We start from the raw sequence: 15302 nt of genomic DNA, 5'->3' as shown, positions 1-15302 counted from the left end.
CGGCGAAGGCCGGGGTCCAGTGGACCGGACGCTGCGCATGAGAACCTGGACCCCGGCCTGCGCCGGGGAACAGCCGCTCAGATTTCGCTGGAATAGATATCCGCATTTTCTTGATCTCCGCCCGGCTGGCCGTCCGCGCCCAGCGAGCTGATGTCGAACGCGCCCTTGCGGCCCGGCACGGTATAGACATAGGCGCGGCCCCACGGATCGTCGGGCAGCTTCTTGATATAGCCACCGCGGCGATAACGCTGCGGCTGCGCCAGCGAGGCGGGCGGGTTGAGCAAGGCCTGCAACCCGTCAGATCCGGCCGGATAGGTCAGGTTGTCGAGCCGATATTGCTCCAGCGCCTGTTCGATGGTGGCGATGTCCGCCTTCGCCTTCTCCACCCGTGCTGTGTCAGTCGCGGGGATGACGTTGATCGCCACGATCGTCGCTAGCAGGCCGATGATGACGATGACGACCATCAGTTCGACCAGCGTGAAGCCAGCCTCCCTCAACGTCTCGTTTCCGTTCGCCCTGAGCCTGTCGAAGGGCTTTTCTTTTCTTTCCAAGAAGGACAGGGCTTCGACAGGCTCAGCCCGAACGGATGTTAGTTTCAACATATTCAACTCCTTCAAGCCCCGGTCAGGCTTTGCAGCTGCAGGATCGGCAACAGGATGGACAGGATGATGACGGCGACGATGCCGCCCATCAATATGATGATGATCGGCTCCAGCATGGCGAGGGCGGTGGAGGTGAAGGCGTCAAACTCCCGCTCCAGATAGTCGGCCGCGCGCTCCAGCATGGTGTCCAGCCGCCCGGCGCTCTCGCCGCTGGCCGCGAGATAGACTAGCAAGGGTGGAAACACGCCCGCTCGGCGCAGCGCGGCGGACAGGCTGCCGCCACCCCGGATCGCCTCGACGATCTCGTCCGATGCCTTGCGCAGCACGCGATTATGGACGGTGTTGGCGGTCAGCGTCAGCCCCTCCATCAGCGGCAGGCGGCTGGCGACCATGGTGGACAATGTGCGCGCCATCCGCGCCGCGTGCAGGTCGCGGATCAGCTTGCCCAGCACCGGCAATCCCAGCATCATCGCGTCGAAACGATAGCGAAAGCCGTCATTCTTCAGCGCGCGCCAAAAACCGACGCCAGCCAGCAGCATCAATATCAGCAGCAACCACCAATAGGCGGCCAGGAAAGCGGATATGGCCATCACGATCCGGGTCAGCAAAGGCAATTCCTGCCCGACCGTATCGAATTGTTCGACCACTTTGGGCACGACGAAGATCATCAGCGCGGCGACCACGAACACGGCGAAGGTCGCCAACACTGATGGATAGGCGATGGCGGTCAGCACTTTCGAGCGCATCACCGCCTGCCGTTCCATCAGGTCCGACAGCCGCTCCATGATCGTGGGCAAACTGCCGGAGCTTTCACCGGCGGAGATCATCGCACGATAGAGCGGCGGGAAGCTTTTCGGCTCCGCGCCCATCGCGTCGGCCAGCCGCCGTCCTTCCATCACCCCGCCATGCACTTTGCCCACGATCGCGCGGACATGGTCCTGCTCGCTCTGGCGGCCGATGGTGCGCAGCGATTCCTCCAGCGGGCTGACCTGGGTCAGCGTCGCCAGCTGGCGCGTGAACAGCGTCAGTTCCTTGGGGCTGAGGCGCGGGCTTCGCAGCGACAGATTCGCCCGCTTGCGCGCCGTTTCGACAGCGCCCGGCTCGATCCGCACGATGAACAGCTTGCGCGCGTCCAGCTTGGCGCGCGCATCCTCGATCGTCCCGGCCTTGATGCTGCCGCTGCGCTCGCGGCCCGCCGGGTCGATCGCGCTATAGTCGAAATCAGCCATCGGCGATGGTTTCCGCCTCGATCGCGTCGCGTCGGGACACGCGAATGGCTTCTTCGGCCGTAGTCTGCCCGTCGCGCACCAGCGCGCGGGCCGCCGACCCCAGATTGGGCGCGTTGAGAAACGCATGGCGCGCGATGAGCGATTCGTCGCCGCCATCGTTGATGAGGCGGCGGATCGTATCGTCCACCCGGATCGCCTCGAACACGCCGATCCGGCCCTTGTAACCGCTGCCGCCGCACGTATCGCAGCCCTTGGCGCGATAGATGATCGTGCCGGGGTCGAAGCCCAGCAGCGCGCTGGCCGACTTGTCCGCCTGCACCGGCTCGCGGCAATTCTGGCACAGCCGTCGGACCAGCCGCTGAGCGATGACCGCGCGCAGGGTGGAGGCGAGCAGGAAGGGTTCGACCCGCATGTCGCGCATTCGAGTGATCGCGCCGACCGCGTCGTTGGTGTGGACCGTGGACAGGACGAGATGCCCGGTCAGCGAAGCCTGCACCGCAATCTCCGCCGTCTCGCGGTCGCGGATTTCGCCGACCATGACGACGTCGGGGTCTTGCCGCAGGATGGCGCGCAGGCCGGCCGCGAAGGTCAGGCCCACCTTCGCGTTGACCTGGGTCTGGCCCACACCCTCCATCGCATATTCGACCGGGTCTTCGACCGTCAGGATATTGCGCGTGCCGTCATTAAGCTGACGCAGCCCGGCATAGAGCGTCGTCGTCTTGCCCGATCCGGTCGGCCCGGTGACCAAGATGATGCCGTTGGGTTCGCTCAACCCTTCGCGGAAAATGCGGTCGGGCACCCCGTTCATGCCCAACAGGTCCAGCGTGATGCCCGCATTCTCCTTGTCGAGAATACGTAGCACCACCCGCTCGCCAGCCCGGCTGGGCAGGGTGGAAACGCGCACGTCGAGCAGTTTTCCGCCCAGCGTCAGCCCGATGCGGCCATCCTGCGGCACCCGCCGCTCGGCAATGTCGAGCCGGGCCATCACCTTGACCCGGCTGACCACCACCGGCGCGACATGGGGCGGCATCCGCAGCGTTTCGCGCAGCACGCCGTCGATCCGCATCCGTACGACCAGGCCGGTTTCATAGGGTTCGATATGAATATCCGACACGCCCTGCCGTGCCGCTTCGGCGATAATGCCGTTGATCAGGCGGATGGCGGGCGCATCGTCCGCGCTGTCGAGCAAGTCGTCGGCGGTCGGAATGTCGGCCGCCAATATGTCCAGCTCGTCCGCGCCGACTTCCAGCGATCCGGCCATGGCGGCGGCGCTGCCCTCCATTGCATAATGGTTGGACAGGTGCCGGTCGAACTCGCCGGGTTCGACGAAGATGACATCGAAACTGCGCGAGAGATGCCGCCGCACTTCCAGCAGAACGCGCGGATCGCTGCCTGCGCGCACCGCGATGGTCAGCCGCTCGCCCTCGATCGGCAGCATGACGACGCCATGCTTGCGCGCGAAGACATAGGGAATGTCGATGGGGCGCGACGGCGGCGCGGGCGGGAACATGGCATCGGGTTGCGTCGGTTCGCTCACTTGCGCTCTCCGCTCGCCGGTATCTCGACCGGCCGCACCACGCCGCTCGACTGGCGGACGATGGGTTCGATGACCTGCGGCGGCGCGGCTTCGGGCTGCATCACCGCGTCGCCCGGCTGTGCCACCGCAACCGGCGGCGTCGCGCCCATATAGTCGCGCACCAGCTCATCGATGGTCGGTTCGACTTCAGGATTGCGCTGCAACTGCATGTTGCGGACATAGCCGTAGCGTTGCTGCGTCAGTCGTTGCGCATCTTCCTTCGACCGCAGGATGGTCGGGCGGATGAAGACCATCAAATTGGTCTTGGTCCGGCTCTTGCTGCGCGATTTGAACAATTCGCCCAGCCCCGGAATGTCGGACAGCAGCGGGATGCGCTCGATCGTCTTGCGCTCATTATCGTCCAGCAGGCCGCCCAGCGCCAATATCTCGCCATCGTCCACCGTGACCGTCGTCTCGATCTCGCGCTTGTTGATGATGAGGTCGCTGCTGGAGTTGCTGACCGGCCCGGCCACGCTCGACACTTCCTGGCGCAGGAACAGCTTGATCGCGCCGCCGGTGTTGATCTGCGGCTTCACCTCCAGCTTGATGCCGACATCCTGGCGCTGGACGGTGCGGAACTGATTGTCGAAATTCTGGCTCAGCGCCTCACCGGTCGTCACCGGCACCTGCTGCCCGACCAGGATCGACGCCTTCTGGTTGTCCAGCGTCATCACCGACGGCGTGGAAAGCAGATTGCTTTCGGTGTCGGATTTCACCGCATTGATGATCGCGCCGAAAATGCCGTTCTTGCCGATGCTGCCGCCCAGCCCCAGGATCGCGCCGGTCGCGCTGGTCAAGCTGCTGATCGCCGATTCCTGCAATGTGCTGGCGAGGTCGCCGCTATTCTGCACCTCCGTCGTAGTGCGTGTGCCGTCCGGGGCCACAACCGTCGTGGTCGTGGTGCCCAGCTGCGTCGCGCCATAGGCGCCCGCCAGGGTCAATAGATTGGGCGAGGCGTTTGAGTAGTTGCTGGCGGCGAAGCCGGTCGATGTGCTGCCGAGCAGGAACTGCACGCCCAGCTTCTTGGCCGCCGCATCGCTGATCTCGACAATGATCGCTTCCACCAGCACCTGTTCGCGCCGGGTATCGACCTGGCGGATGGTTTCGCCCAGCATCCGCTGCACGTCGCTGTTGGCCGCGACGATGATCGCGTTCGCGCCTTCGTAACGGGTAACGATCGCCGGGCCGCGCGTCGAAATGCCGCCGCCGCTGGAGGAGGAAGAGGAGGAGGATGCCGCGACCGGCACAGCCGCTTGCGCGGCAGGCGCAGCGCCTGCGGACGGCGTCGATGCCGTCACCGGCTGGCTGGTCGATTGGCCGACGAGTTGCTGCAACACGGGCAGCAATTTTTCGGCATCGGCATGTTCCAGCCAATAGACGCGGATTTCGGTGCCGCTCGCCGCTTGCTGATCCAGTTGGCGCGCCATCGCCGCCAGCCGGGCCACGGTGCTGGCGTCGCCGCGGATCGCGACGGCGTTACTGCTGTCGATCGGCACGACGGTCGCGGCCGATGCCGCCGCATTCTCGCCACCGCCGTTGGTCGCCACCAGCGCCTGAAGCGAGGTCGCAATTTCCCGCGCGCCGGCATTTTTCAGCATCACCATCTGCGTCGCGGACGTATCGCGGTCGATGCGGGCGATCACCTGGCGGATGCGCGATATATTGTCGGCATAATCGGCCACCACCACGCTGTTGCCGGCGCGGTTGGCGGTGACGGACCCTTCCTTGCTGACCAATGGGCGCAGCGTTTCCAGCGCGCTCGCCGCGTCGATGGAGCGCAGGCGGAAGACCTCCGTCACGAAGCTGTTGCGGCTGGCCGCGCGGCCGACGCTGCTCGGCTGGCCCGCCGCGCCATCGGCCGGCTGGATGCGGTATGCGCCGCCGGGTGCGGGCACCGCGACCAGGCCGTTGGCGCGCAGGGTGGACAGCACGATCTCGAAATATTCGGATCGCGACAGCGGCCGGTCGGTCACGACCGACACTTTCCCCTGCACCCTATTGTCGATGATAAAAGTCCGCCCCGTCACCCGCGCCGCATCCTGAATGAAGGCACGGATGTCGGCGTCGCGGACGTTGAGCGTCTGCTGCGCCATCAGCGGCGCGGCGATCGGCGTGGCCAGGGCGAGCGCCGTAGCGGCGGTAAGGAGGAGTTTGCGGGTCATTGGCCTTGCACTATGATGTTGACCGATGCCACGGCGGCGCCGCGCTCGACGGTGAGGGAAAGGCGCGCACCGGGCGCGATCTGGTTCTGGAGCGCCTGGAGATCCCCGGCCGATCCGATCGGCTGTCCGTTGATCTGGCTGATGATGTCGCCGGGGCGGAAGCCTGCGGCTGCGAAGGCCGGCCCCTTGGCCATGACCGCAACGCCGGTGACGCGGCCATTCTGTATGCGCGGGGCAAAGCCGATGTCGCGCTTCAGGCTATCCACGCTCGGGCCTGCGCCTGGTGCTGCGGGCGGCGGCGGCGCGGCGCTCTGCCAGCCCGCGCCCTGCGTAGGGGCGGGTTCGGCTTCGGGCGCCGGGGTCGACTGGTCGATGAAAATCTGTTCTTCCGCGCCGCCCCGATCGATCGTCACATGATCGAACGTCACGGCCTTCAGGACGACGCCCGGCATGATTTCATCGCCCACGGCAAAACTGTTCTGCACCCCGTCGGGCGCAGCGATGATGGCCGATCCAAGGCCCGATCCCTCGTTCACCCGCACGCCATAGAGGGTCAGCGCCAGCGAGGTGACGACGCCGCTGCCCGCCTGTTGCGGCGCGCCGGTGCGGAAAAAGGGATCGAAGCTGGCGAACAGCGCCTGCCGCGCGCTTGGGGACAGGATCTGCGCCTGCCGCCCTTCCCAGGGACCAAATCTCCCGACCGGCACGACGACCGCCCAGACCAGCCGCACCAGTTGCAACGCCAGCAGGACGAGCAGCGCCCGTTCTAGCAGCGCAAGCCAGTCGACCGCGGGAATGGCCGTGGCCCTCCCGCGTCCAAAGCCGCGCATTCTGTCGCTAAATGGCACCCGCATGCTGCTGCCCCACGCCCCCAATCATTCGGGAGCCTGCTAGGCATCTGATCTTACTGCTGCATGACAGTTATATTGCGTAAATATGACATGGCTATGCCATCTTGCATTTCCGCGGCTGGAATATAGCTACTGCGACGTCTTACGCCATTATTCGCTTCTTTCGGAACTCGCCATGACGGACCTGACCGCCGCGCCTCCAGCCCTCGCGACCGACGCAGACCCTGCATGGATCGCCGCCCATCCGCGCGTCCAGCGCGTGCCGAGCCGCGCTTTGACCCTATTCATCCAGCGCCGCTTCCTGACCGCGGACGAATGTGTCGGGCTGATCGATCGGATCGACGCCAAACGCCGCCCCTCCACCATCGCGGACGCCAATGGCGACGGCTATTTCCGTACCAGCGAAACCTGCGACCTCGACCATGACGATCCCTTCGTCGCCGTCATCAATGCGCGGTTGGACGCCTTTGCCGGGATAGCGTCGCCCCATGGCGAACCCATCCAGGGCCAACGCTATGATGTGGGTCAAGAATTCAAAGCGCATACCGATTATTTCGATCCCAAGGGGTCCGATTATGCGCAATATTGTTCGGTGGCGGGCAATCGCACCTGGACGCTGATGGTCTATCTGAACGAACCGGCGGCCGGCGGCGCGACCCGCTTCACGAAAATCGGCAAGACCGTCCAGCCCGAAACCGGCAAACTGCTCGCCTGGAACAACCGCGACGGGGCGGGCGCGCCCAACCCAGCCAGCCTCCATCACGGCATGAAAGTGCGGTCCGGGTTGAAGCATGTCATCACCAAATGGTATCGGGAACGTCCATGGGGTTGAAGCGGGTCAGGTCCAGAAACGGCGCGCATCGACAAATTCGTCATGCGCCTGTGCCGCTGCGGTAAGCAAGTCCGCCTTCTCCGCCCTGCCGGTCCCGATGTCGGCCGGCAGTCCATGACGGGCGAGCGTGACAGGCGTCGTGACCAGATCGTTGAGCGTGCCCAGCACATCCTGCATGCTTTCCAGCCTGCCCAGAAATATCTTGCGCCGCCGACGCCGCTTCTTTTTGTTGTCGAACAGTCCGGTAAAGAATTCAGCGCCATAGCGGAGCCTTTTCGCCTCTTTTCGCACCTTATGGCGCGCCTCGTCGCTCAGCCGCGCCATAGGCTTGCCGCCCTTCGATATCCGCTTGCGAAGCTTGCGCAGGCGGGTCGCGGCGAAGGGAGCCGCCAACCGATCCGCTTTCGCGCCCAGCCCCGCCCCCAGCGCCAGCCATTCCACCAGGTCGAGCAGCAGCATACGCACCCGCGCCGATGCCAGCCATTGCAGCGCGCGGCCCTGCGCCGCCGCCCGCGGCCCCTCGATCCGCCCGTCGCCGATCCGCGCCGCCAGAACATCCAGGTCGCGAGCCTCACCCAGCGTTGCCGCCAGCCAGCGCAATTCATTTTGGAAGCGCGTCACGTCCAACGCCTGCAAGACCGTACTGAACAGTTTCAGCGCCGATCGCATCCGCCGGATCGCGACTCGCGCCTGATGCAGCGCTTCGGGCGTATAATGGTCGAGCAGCAGCGCTTCGTTCAGCCGATATTGGCGCAGGCATGAAGCGGCGATCCGCAGGAAAGCCTGACCGACCGTCATAGCCGGGTCGAGCGCCACAGGTTCGGCCCTGAACGCGGTCGGCAACGCCGCCGTCAGCCGATAGCCGCGCTCGGCCTTGCTCAGGACGCCGGGCCGCAGGGCAATGTCCGCGTCGATACGCCGCGCCAGGGCGAACAGCGCCGCCGGATCGCCTGCCTTCAATTCCAGTTCGATCTCGCAGATCGCCTGTTCCCGCCCCGCCGCCAGCACCGCGCCGCGATCCAGCACTAGTTCGATCGTCGCGCCGTCCTGCGTCACCATCCAGGTCCGGCGCTGCACATCGACGGTGAACATCCGGTCCACTTGCCCCACGGCCTCGCCCAGCAGCGCGGCGACAGGCGTGCGATCGTCCAGCACCGGCGTAGCACCGCGCACCGGCATTTCCCATTCGTCGCGCGCGAACAGGCCCGCCCCCTCGTGCCCGTCCGCCTTGACCGTCTGGACACGCCGCCGCCCCGATCGCCGGATGCGCAGGCTCATGCCCCGCTTGCCCAGTTGATGATCGGGCGTATCGAAATAGGTGGCGTGCAGCGCCGCCGTCTGGCTCTCCGTCGGCAGGAAGGGCCATTGCGCGAACATCTCCGCCGCTTCCGGCGTCAGGTCCAGCTTCAGTTCGATTTCCGGTTGCAAGCCCATCTCCTGCCAGCATCCCACCCGGCACGGCCTTTAGCATGAACGGCCTTAACCATGGAAATGGCGAAGGAGTCTTCGAACTGTCATTTTACCGACGCCCATCTGTCATAGAAGCAGCATCAGCCTGTCATCTGTCGCGCCTAACTGCCCGGTCTGAGGGCGACAGGGGGCGTTGTCCGATTCGAAATTCCCCTGCGGTCCGCACTTCAACAATCCCGGCAACAGGCCGGAGCGGAGACGACATGGCCAAGATTAACCGTATCCAAACGATCCTGATGGCGAGCTGCGCCTGCGTGGGCCTGAGCGCCTGCGGCGCGGACGACATCGCTTCGCCGGGCGAAGGCACCATCGTCATCCCCGCGCCGACGCCGACCCCCACGCCGACCCCCACGCCTACGCCGACCCCCACGCCGACCGCGGTGACCCCTGCGGCCGACTGCCCGACCCTTAGCGGTGCGGACCAGCTGACCAACCTAGGCACCATCTCGGATGGCACCAACAGCTGGCGCAATTGCGGCTTCCCCGCCCGTTTCAACAGCTCCACCGCCATCGCCAAGACGACCGGCGTGATCTACTCGCTCCCCGGCCGCGTCGACGTTGGCACGGACAAGGGTGCCGCCAGCACCGGCACCGACGTCACGCTGACGATCGATCCGGGCGTGGTCGTGTTCGCCAGCACCGGCAGCGCCTTCCTGGCCGTCAACCGCGGCAACAAGATCAACGCAATCGGCACCGCCACGCAACCGGTGATCTTCACCAGCCGTGAAAACGTCCTGGGCACCAACACCGACCAGTCGTCGGGCCAGTGGGGCGGCATCGTGCTGCTCGGCCGCGCCAAGATCACCGATTGCCAGGCGCCTGCCGCCGCAGCGGGCACCACGGCCTGCGAACGCGACACTGAAGGCACCAGCAACGCCCTCTATGGCGGCGCGACCGACACTGACAGCTCGGGCCGTCTCAGCTATGTCCAGATCCGTTATTCGGGCTTCGTCCTGGCAGACGGCAAGGAATTGCAGGGCCTGACCCCCGCAGGCGTCGGCACCGGCACCGTGATCGACCATATCCAGGTTCACAACAGCTCGGACGATGGCATCGAAGCCTTCGGTGGCTCGGCCAACCTGAAGTATCTGGTCCTGACCGGTAACGAAGACGACAATCTGGACACCGACGTCGGCTTCCGCGGCACCGCCCAGTTCGTGATCTCCGCCCAGCGCGAAGGGAACAATATCGGCGACACCTTCCTCGAAACCGACTCGAACGGTTCGGCCACCAACAGCAATGCCAGCGAGGACGCCCTGCCCCGCCAGTATCTGAAGGTCGCCAACTTCACGCATATCCAGCGTTCGAACACCGGCGACGACGGTGCATCGATGCTGCTGCGCGGCGGCGCCGACCTGGCGCTGGTCAACGGCATCATCGTCAGCCCCAACCAGAGCTGCCTGCGCATCAACGGCGCTGCCGCCGTCCGCGACGCCGACACGGCGCTGCAAGACGCCGGCAAGCCGCGCTACCTGTCGGTGGTGATGCAGTGCAACAGCACGCCTTATAAGGGCACCGGCACCGGCGTTGACGCCGCGCTGGTCCAGTCGATCTTCGAAGCCGGTGCGAACAGCACGATCAGCTACACCCCGTCGCTGACCAGCCTGTTCATCAACGGCGCGACCGAAACCGCCCGCACCGCGATCGACCCCAAGACCATCGACGCCGCCTTCACCACCACCAACTATATCGGTGCGGTAAAGGACAGCAGCGACACCTGGTATGCCGGCTGGACCTGCAATTCGGTGACCGCCAGCTTCGGCAGCACCAGCAAGAACTGCACGGCGATCCCGACCACCTGATCGGACCCACGACCTCAACAGGGGCGGGGGAGCGTGATGCAGCGCTTCCCCGCCCTCTTTGCACTGAATTTTCCCAAGGGGGATATATAGCATGTCGAAGCCGCTCAGCCTGGCGCGCCTGCTCCTGATTTCCACCGCGCTGGTCGCTCCCATGGCGATGGCGCAGACCGACGCGATCACCGCCGGTACGCCGTCCACCGGCGATGCCGGCATGTCGAGCACGCCCAGCGCCGCCGACGAAGCCGCCGCCCAGACCGGCAATGTCGACGTGTCGATCCCCGGTTCCGACATCATCGTCACTGGCCGTCGCAACAGCAATATCTCGCAATCCGCGCCGCAGGTCGTCAACGTCCTTTCCGCCGCCGATATCAAGCGCACGGGCGAAGGCGACATCGCCGGATCGCTCCAGCGCGTCACCGGCCTGTCGGTCGCTGCGGGCGGCTATGTCTATGTTCGCGGCCTGGGCGATCGCTATTCGCTCGCCCTGCTCAACGGCTCGCCGCTGCCCAGCCCCGAGCCTTTGAAGCGCGTCGTTCCTCTCGACCTGTTCCCCACCAGCGTTATCGCATCGACCCTGGTCCAGAAAAGCTTTTCGGCCAATTTCCCCGGTGAATTTGGCGGCGGCGTCATCAACCTGACGACCAAGGCGATCCCGACCGAATCCTATCTGGAATTTGGCGTCGGCAGTTCGGCCAACACCGAAACGTCTGGCCAACTCGGCTACACCTATTATGGCAGCAAGTCCGACTGGACCGGCTTCGACGACAGCTCGCGCGACGTGCCGCCGCTGCTCAAGAATGCATTTGGCGCGGGCGTGCCCTTCGCCAATATCGACCGCGCCGATCAGCAGGGAATTGCGATGCAGTTCCTCAACAGCAAGACCTCGGTCGTGCAGCGGACGAACAGTCTGCCCTTCAATTTCTCCGGCACGCTCAATGGCGGCACCGCGTTCGACATCGGCGATGCGCGCGTGGGCGTTATCGCCACGGCGGGCTACAGCAACAAATGGCGCACCCGCGACAACCTGCAACAGGCGTCGCTGACCGTGTCGGAAGGCGCGGGCAAAAGCGCCAGCCAAGTCGTCACCGACAATCAGGTGACGGTCAACGGCCTGCTTGGTTTCGGCGCTGAATGGGGCGACCAGAAGATACGCTGGACCAACCTCTATATCCGCGACACCCTGAAGCGCGCATCGCTTGCGGTCGGCCAGAATGACGGGTTGATCCAGGGTGCCGATTATATGACGCAGCAGACCGCCTGGTATGAGCGTCAGTTGATCGACACCCAGTTCACCGGCGAGTTCAAGTTCAGCGACGCATTGAGCCTCGACCTGCGCGGCTCCTACGCCAATTCGCAGCGCGAAGCGCCCTATGAACGCGAATTTGTCTATGTCCGCTCCAACCGCGACCTGAACACCGATCCGGTTGGCGACCGCTTCGTCAACGCGCTCAACCGCCAGCGCGGCGACGCATCGGTAACCTTTAGCGACCTCAACGAAAATCTCTGGTTCGGCGGCGCGGACCTCAGCTACAAGATCGCGCCCAAATTCGTGATCACCGGCGGTTACGCCTATACCGACACGAAGCGTACCTCGTCGCGCTACGAACTGCATTTCGACGCGGTCAACCTGCCGATCGCGGTGCAGCAGTTGCGCCCCGACTATCTGCTGTCGGACGCGACGATCCAGCTCTATGATCTGGGCCTGCTCGACTTCTCCGGCAATTATCCGGTCTATGACGCCGCCATGCGCGTCCATGCCGGCTATGGCCAGGTGAAGGCGGAACTCTTCCCCGGCTTCAGCATCGATGCCGGCGTCCGCTATGAAAGCGGCCGCCAGTCGGTGACGGGCGTGGACGTCTATGCGACCGGTGTGACGCCGTTCAACCAGATCAAGAATAATTACTGGTTGCCCGCCCTGACGCTGACCTATGATGCCGGTGGCGGCCTGCAATTCCGCGCGTCGGGCTCCAAGACGCTGGCCCGCCCGCAATTCCGCGAGTTGATCGCCCAGCCGTTCATCGACACCGACTCCAACCGCTTCTATCGCGGCAACCCATTCTTGCAGGACAGCGAACTGTGGAACGCTGAAATCCGGGCGGAATGGTATATGGGCCGCGACGAGCGACTGACCGCATCGGGTTTCTACAAGAAGATCAAGAACCCGATCGAAACCTACACCACCATCAGCGATACCTATGCGGTGACGACCAGCTTCGCCAATGCACCGGAAGCCACGCTCTACGGCGCGGAGGTCGAAGCGCAGAAATATATCCCGCTCGACGGGATGGACTCGACCTTCTTCCAGAGCCGCCGGATCGCGCTGATCGCCAACTACACCTACACCCAGTCGGAACTGAAGGTCAGCGATGGCGACACCACCATCCCCTACACCTACACCACCGGCGACCTGCCCGCCGCATCCGACTATTTCATCGACGGCGCGCCGTTGACGGGCCAGTCGGACCATCTGGTCAATCTTCAGATTGGGCTGGAGGACACGGAGAAGCTGTCGCAGCAGACCCTGTTGCTGACCTATGCCAGCGACCGCGTCACCAGCCGCGGCCCCAACCTGCAACCGGACATCAAGGAACGGCCGGGCGTTCAGCTCGACTTCGTGGCGCGGCAGGGCGTGAAGTTGCCCGGCGGCATCAACAGCGAGGTCAAGTTCGAAGCGCGCAACATCCTGGGACGCAAGTTTCAGGAGTTTCAGGAGCAGGACGGCAACCGCGTCTATTATAACCGCTACAAGATCGGCACGACGATCGCGGCCTCGCTCACCGTGGCCTTCTGATCGGACGATCCATCGCATGAAAAAGGCCGGCCGGGGCTAACCGGTCGGCCTTTTTCATGTCCGCAAACGCGAAGGGGCGCCGCCCTGTCGGACGACACCCCCGCTCCCTGCACCTTATATTGTGCGATCAGCGCATGGCGTAGCTGGGATTGAGGCGGCTGAGCGCGCGCATGGCGACCGTGCGCGAGGATTCTTCCGCGCCATTGGCCAGCACCAGTGTCGTTTCCGGTGCGAAGCGGGCCGAGCGATAGGCTTCACGCGCCTGCGCCAGGCGGCCAGAACCCGCATAGGCATTGCCCAGGTTGATGAGGCGGGCCGGGTCATTCTCGCCATAGACCTGCATCGGCTCCAGCTTGCGCAGCGCCGCGTCATAGCGTCCGGCCGCCAAAGCACTGGCCGCCAGCCGACCTTCGGGACCGGCGACGACCACCAGATCCTGCCCTTCGGCCGCCGCCTGGGCCATGTTCGGCGTCATCGCCGCCAAAGCCAGACCCATCATCACAGCGACCTTCTTCATCTCTCATGCCTCCAGAAAAAACTTCTCACTATAGCCAGAAGTATTTCATTTAGATGACATCAGGACAAGGGCGCATCGGACCAGCAAAAACGATTTTCTTGCGTTCTATTTCAACATATTATCATTTTTACGCCATAGTGTCATAAAAGCGTAATCGAAAATCGATGCGGTTGAAAGGCGATTCGAATCACCCGTGTCGCGCAATCGGGCAGCCGCTATCGGCGCGCTTCATCGTTCGCTGCGGACATGCGCGCACGATAAGCGGCACGAAAGGCGCGCCGCGACATGTCTGACGATGAAGGATAGGTCCGGGAGGTTCTGTTGCCCGGCCCTCCCGGAGGCCGCTGAATTCCCTTCTGTTGCCCGGTGGGTTCAACCGCGCTATTTTAGGATAATATCAGGCCGTGAGGCCCTCAATTACGCTGCAATGGCGAGTGCTTCGTTATCGTTGGCACTTGTGAGTTTTGCACAGTTTAACGGCTTACACGGGCCGGGTAAAAATATCGCCTTTGAACACACGTCGATCCTAGTTCGCCCCCGTCAGACACCCCGCTAAAAGCGGGGCATGTGGTGGAGACGCCGGGTACTGCCCCCGGGTCCGCTGCGTCTATTATACGACACAATTTATCACCATAGCCGGGCGAACCCGGCACGACCCATATGGCCCCAAGCGGATGGTTTTTCAAGCGGGATGCGCATCGGCGCATGATCGGATCGACTGCCTCTGGCGGAATGCGAGCCTTCGCTCCCCACTTCCCCCCGCGCGCATCCCGCGCTAAGGCTCTGTCCCATGATCCTCGTCATCGACAATTATGACAGCTTCACCTGGAACCTGGTCCATTATCTGATGGAACTGGGCGCGCAGGTGGAGGTCGTCCGCAACGACGCCATTTCGGCGGGCCAGGCCCTGTCCAGCGGCGCGAAGGCGTTCCTGCTGTCGCCCGGTCCCTGCACCCCCAATGAGGCGGGCGTCAGCCTGGACCTCGTCGCCGCCTGCGCCGATGCGGGCGCGCCGTTGCTGGGCGTGTGCCTGGGCCATCAGGCGATCGGCCAGCATTTCGGCGGCAAGGTTGTCCGGGGCGGCCTGATGCACGGCAAGACGTCGCCGGTCACCCATGATGGCACCGGGCTTTTTAAGGGCCTGCCCTCCCCCTTCACCGCGACCCGCTATCACTCGCTGATCGTCGAGGATATCCCAGACAGCCTCATAGTGAACGCCACCAGCGAGGACGGATCGGTCATGGGCTTCCGCCATGCGACCCTGCCGATTCATTCGGTGCAATTCCATCCCGAAAGCATCGCCACCGAACATGGCCATGACATGCTGGCCAACTTCATGGAGATCGCCGGTATCCCCGTGCGGGAGCGCGAAACGGCGTGACAATGGCCTTTCGCTCGGTCGCTTTGCGAATATTGCGCGAATAGGAAACGGAATTTCACGCCCGAGGGAAAAACTGCGCCCACAAGCGC

At 64.3% G+C, this 15302-nt stretch carries 11 protein-coding genes and 1 other RNA gene; 4 read left to right on the top strand and 8 right to left on the bottom strand.

Annotated features, from left to right (window positions below; all coding sequences use genetic code 11):
- Positions 1-77: 77 nt before the first annotated feature.
- Genes gspG through HHL08_RS13830 form a run of 5 tightly spaced genes read right to left on the bottom strand, consistent with a single transcriptional unit; the run spans position 78 to position 6423 of the window.
- On the bottom strand, positions 78-602 hold the full coding sequence (gene gspG / locus HHL08_RS13850) for a type II secretion system major pseudopilin GspG (RefSeq protein WP_169573737.1): 525 nt from the start codon (positions 600-602) through the stop codon (positions 78-80).
- 11 nt (positions 603-613) lie between these two features.
- On the bottom strand, positions 614-1831 hold the full coding sequence (gspF, locus tag HHL08_RS13845) for a type II secretion system inner membrane protein GspF (RefSeq protein ID WP_169573736.1): 1218 nt from the start codon (positions 1829-1831) through the stop codon (positions 614-616).
- Positions 1824-3341, bottom strand: a complete 1518-nt coding sequence (gspE, locus tag HHL08_RS13840; RefSeq protein ID WP_169573835.1) for a type II secretion system ATPase GspE — start codon at positions 3339-3341, stop codon at positions 1824-1826. The genes gspF and gspE overlap by 8 nt, the downstream gene beginning before the upstream one ends.
- Positions 3342-3364: 23 nt before the next feature.
- A complete protein-coding gene (gspD, locus tag HHL08_RS13835; protein ID WP_169573735.1) occupies positions 3365-5569 on the bottom strand; it encodes a type II secretion system secretin GspD in 2205 nt (734 codons plus the stop codon).
- Positions 5566-6423, bottom strand: coding sequence for a type II secretion system protein N (locus HHL08_RS13830; RefSeq protein ID WP_169573734.1), 858 nt, complete (start codon positions 6421-6423; stop codon positions 5566-5568). The genes gspD and HHL08_RS13830 overlap by 4 nt, the downstream gene beginning before the upstream one ends.
- 172 nt (positions 6424-6595) lie before the next feature.
- On the opposite strand from HHL08_RS13830, the gene HHL08_RS13825 reads away from it, so the two are divergent.
- On the top strand, positions 6596-7252 hold the full coding sequence (locus HHL08_RS13825) for a prolyl hydroxylase family protein (protein WP_169573733.1): 657 nt from the start codon (positions 6596-6598) through the stop codon (positions 7250-7252).
- Positions 7253-7258: 6 nt separating this feature from the next.
- On the opposite strand, the gene HHL08_RS13820 is transcribed toward HHL08_RS13825, so the two are convergent.
- Positions 7259-8686: a CYTH and CHAD domain-containing protein gene (locus tag HHL08_RS13820; protein WP_408021780.1), complete on the bottom strand. Its 1428-nt coding sequence runs from the start codon at positions 8684-8686 to the stop codon at positions 7259-7261.
- A gap of 239 nt (positions 8687-8925) precedes the next feature.
- On the opposite strand from HHL08_RS13820, the gene HHL08_RS13815 reads away from it, so the two are divergent.
- Together HHL08_RS13815 and HHL08_RS13810 are read left to right on the top strand one after the other, a co-directional pair.
- Complete coding sequence (locus HHL08_RS13815; RefSeq protein WP_169573731.1) at positions 8926-10524, top strand: hypothetical protein; 1599 nt, start codon at positions 8926-8928, stop codon at positions 10522-10524.
- Positions 10525-10615: 91 nt separating this feature from the next.
- Entirely contained in the window at positions 10616-13315 is a 2700-nt protein-coding gene (locus tag HHL08_RS13810) for a TonB-dependent receptor domain-containing protein (RefSeq protein WP_169573730.1), read from the top strand.
- Between the two features lie 127 nt (positions 13316-13442).
- Here the strand turns inward: HHL08_RS13810 and HHL08_RS13805 are convergent, their stop codons facing one another.
- Positions 13443-13832 carry a tetratricopeptide repeat protein gene (locus HHL08_RS13805; RefSeq protein WP_169573729.1) on the bottom strand — a complete coding sequence of 130 codons (390 nt, stop codon included), beginning with the start codon at positions 13830-13832 and terminating at the stop codon, positions 13443-13445.
- Positions 13833-14177: 345 nt separating this feature from the next.
- Positions 14178-14522, bottom strand: a transfer-messenger RNA (tmRNA) gene (ssrA, locus tag HHL08_RS13800).
- 100 nt (positions 14523-14622) lie between these two features.
- Here ssrA and HHL08_RS13795 point away from each other — a divergent pair.
- A complete protein-coding gene (locus HHL08_RS13795) occupies positions 14623-15213 on the top strand; it encodes an anthranilate synthase component II (RefSeq protein WP_169573728.1) in 591 nt (196 codons plus the stop codon).
- Positions 15214-15302 lie beyond the last annotated feature (89 nt).

It is taken from the genome of Sphingobium psychrophilum (assembly GCF_012927105.1).
In the GTDB taxonomy this organism is placed as follows: Bacteria; Pseudomonadota; Alphaproteobacteria; order Sphingomonadales; family Sphingomonadaceae; genus Sphingobium; species Sphingobium psychrophilum.
Note: the sequence above shows the minus strand (reverse complement) of the source record. Positions and strands in the feature narration are given on the sequence as shown.

Coding starts and splice junctions, on each gene's coding strand:
- HHL08_RS13830 (WP_169573734.1), bottom strand. CDS start 6,423: ATGCGGGTGCCATTTAGCGACAGAATGCGCGGCTTTGGACGCGGGAGG.
- HHL08_RS13795 (WP_169573728.1), top strand. CDS start 14,623: ATGATCCTCGTCATCGACAATTATGACAGCTTCACCTGGAACCTGGTC.
- HHL08_RS13815 (WP_169573731.1), top strand. CDS start 8,926: ATGGCCAAGATTAACCGTATCCAAACGATCCTGATGGCGAGCTGCGCC.
- HHL08_RS13810 (WP_169573730.1), top strand. CDS start 10,616: ATGTCGAAGCCGCTCAGCCTGGCGCGCCTGCTCCTGATTTCCACCGCG.
- gspG (WP_169573737.1), bottom strand. CDS start 602: ATGTTGAAACTAACATCCGTTCGGGCTGAGCCTGTCGAAGCCCTGTCC.
- gspD (WP_169573735.1), bottom strand. CDS start 5,569: ATGACCCGCAAACTCCTCCTTACCGCCGCTACGGCGCTCGCCCTGGCC.
- HHL08_RS13805 (WP_169573729.1), bottom strand. CDS start 13,832: ATGAAGAAGGTCGCTGTGATGATGGGTCTGGCTTTGGCGGCGATGACG.
- HHL08_RS13820 (WP_408021780.1), bottom strand. CDS start 8,686: ATGGGCTTGCAACCGGAAATCGAACTGAAGCTGGACCTGACGCCGGAA.
- gspF (WP_169573736.1), bottom strand. CDS start 1,831: ATGGCTGATTTCGACTATAGCGCGATCGACCCGGCGGGCCGCGAGCGC.
- gspE (WP_169573835.1), bottom strand. CDS start 3,341: ATGTTCCCGCCCGCGCCGCCGTCGCGCCCCATCGACATTCCCTATGTC.
- HHL08_RS13825 (WP_169573733.1), top strand. CDS start 6,596: ATGACGGACCTGACCGCCGCGCCTCCAGCCCTCGCGACCGACGCAGAC.